Consider the following 2832-nt stretch of genomic DNA (forward strand, 5'->3'; position numbering starts at 1 on the left):
CACACACACCGCATCCACCGCGTCAAGCACCCCAGCAACCCGCGACGCCGGATGCCCCCGACCCACCGGCACATACACCCCACCGGCCTTGAGCACCGCCCACCACGCCACCACCAACTCCACACACCGGTCCAGCGCCACCCCCACTGCCCGCTCCGGCCCGACACCACACTCAATCAACAACCGCGCCAACCGCGACGACCACGCATCCAACTCGCCATAAGACACCACCCGCGCCCCATCAACCACCGCCACCGCCGACGCATCCAACCCCACCGCCGCCGCCAACACCTCCGACGCCAACCCCACCGGCGCCCCCACACCAGCACCAGACCACAACCGCACCAACAAATCCCACTCGCCGTCCTCGAGCAACGAGATGTCGCCGACCGCGACCGCGGGATCCGCGACGGCGTTTTCCAGGACGGTGCCGAACCAGGTGAGGAGCCGGTCGATGGTGGAGCGGTCGAACAGCTCGGCGGCGTAGGTCAGCACGCCGGCGGCCATCGGGGCGGCCGGATCCCCGGTCGGGACCTCGCCCAGATCGAAGTCCAGGTCGAATTTGACCGGCCGGCGGAAGACGCCGAGTTGCTCGACGTGCACTCCGTGCAGCGTCACCTGCCGGGGCGCGCCGAGGTTCTGAAAGGCCATGCACACCTGGAACAATGGGTGATGAGCCGTCGAGCGCGCACAGTGGAGCCGGTCGACCAGGCGCTCGAAGGGCACCTCCTGGTTGCTGTAGGCGTCCAGGGCCTTGCGTCGCACCTGCTCGAGCACGTCGCAGAACCGGTGCTCGGGCCTGACCTGGACCCGCAACACCCAGGTGTTGATGAAGAACCCGACCAGGTCGTCGACCGCTGGGTCGAGCCGCCCGGCGATCGGCGAGCCCAGCGTGATGTCTTGTCCGGCCCCCGCGTGACTCAGCAACACCGCCAGGGCCGCCTGCAACACCATCGATGGGGTCGCGTTGTATGCGGCCGCAAGCGCCTTGATTCCCGCCCACAGGGGCGCCTCGATGCGCAGCTCGGCGTCGGCACCGCGGTGCGTGGGCGCCGGTGGCCGGGCCCGGTCGGTGGGCAGCGATATCAGCTCCGGCACATCGGCCAATTCCTGGCGCCAGTAGGCCAGCTGCCTGTGCAGCACGCTGTCGGGATCGGACTCGTGTCCCAGCCAATCCCGTTGCCACAGGGCGTAATCCGCATACTGCACGGGCAGCGGCACCCAGTCGGGCGCCCGGTTCCGGCACCGCGCCTGGTAGGCCCGGCCCATGTCGGTGACCATCGGCGCCATTGACCAGCCGTCGAAGGCGATGTGGTGCAACACGATACCCAGGACGTGCTGTCCGGCTCCCACCGAGAAGAGCTGCGCGCGAATGGGGACATCGACCGACAGATCGAAGGGGTACGCCGCCAAATCTTGCAGAGCGGCGGCGATGTCGTGTTCGGCCATGGGCAGCACCGTCGGCGCACCCTCCTGCCGCCACAGGCCTGCGTGGGCCGGCAGCACTTGTTGTTGGGCCACGCCGTCGACGTCGGGAAAGACGGTTCGCAGCGACTCGTGCCGGGCGATCACGTCGTCCAGCGCCGCGGCCAGCGCTTCGACGTTCAGCGCGCCGGTGAACCGAAAGGCGGTCGGCATGTTGTACGTCGCGGCGCCGTCCTCGAACTGGTTGAGGAACCACAGCCGCTGTTGGGCGTACGACAACGGAACACGGTCCGGCCGGGGCAGTGCGACGAGCGGCGGGCGCGCCGGACCGCCACGATGCCGGTTCAGATGGTCGGCGAGGTCGCGCACGGTGGAGACCTCGAACAGGTAGCGGACCGGCACTTCCCTGGCCAGCGCGGCCTGCAACCGAGCGCTCACCCGGGTCGCGATCAACGAGTCACCGCCGAGGGCGAAGAAGTCGTCGTCGAGGCCGACCGCGTCTCGGTGTAACACTTCGGCGAATGCTTCGGCGACGATCTTCTCGGTGTCGGTCTGCGGCGGCCGGTAGTGTGCGGCGGTGAATTCGGGAGCGGGCAACGCCTTTCGGTCGATCTTGCCCGACGAAGTCATCGGGAAACGCTCCAACGCTACGATCTGCGCGGGCACCATGTAGTCGGGCAAGCGCGCAGCCACCGCGTCTCGCACCGCATCGGCGTCGGGAGGCACGGGCCCACCGACGTAGCCGACGAGTCGGTCAGCGCCGCCTTGCCGATAGACCGCGGCAGCGGCCACCGTCACCTCCGCACACGCCAGCAACGCGTTCTCGACCTCGCCGAGTTCGATGCGTTGACCGCGCAGCTTGACTTGGAAGTCCGCGCGGCCCAGGTACGCTAGCTCCCCCGCGCCGTTCCACCGGACCAGGTCCCCGGTGCGATACATCCGCGCGCCGCGCTCACCGAAGGGGTCGGCCACGAAGCGTTCCGCGGTCAGTCCGGCCCGACCCACGTAGCCGTGCGCCAAACCCGGCCCCGCCAAATACAACTCGCCGACCACCCCCACCGGGGCCGGGCGCAGGCGCCCGTCGAGCGCGAGAGCGACGACGCCCGGGATCGGCGTGCCGATGGTCACCGGCCGTCCGGGCACCAGGCGCGACCCGGTGGCCCAGATGCTGGCCTCGGTGGGTCCGTAGTTGTTGAGCATGCGCCGGCCCGGCGCCCACGCGGCCACCAGCTCGGCGGGGCAAGCCTCCCCTACGGTGATCACGGTGGACAGCGCGCCCAGTAGGTCGCGGTCCAGCGACGCCAACACCGTCGGCGTGAGCATCGCGGCGCTGACCCGGTGTTCGGCCAGCAAGGCCGTCAGTGCCTGGCCCGCGTAGACGTCCGCGGGCGCCACCACCAGCGCCGC

At 69.8% G+C, this 2832-nt stretch carries 1 protein-coding gene; it reads right to left on the minus strand.

Annotated features, from left to right (window positions below; genetic code table 11):
• Nucleotides 1-2820: condensation domain-containing protein (locus A5700_RS06990; RefSeq protein ID WP_255377893.1), on the minus strand; the 2820-nt coding region annotated here is incomplete at its 3' end.
• Nucleotides 2821-2832: the final 12 nt, after the last annotated feature.

It is taken from the genome of Mycobacterium sp. E1214, assembly GCF_001666755.1.
Classification (GTDB): domain Bacteria; phylum Actinomycetota; class Actinomycetes; order Mycobacteriales; family Mycobacteriaceae; genus Mycobacterium.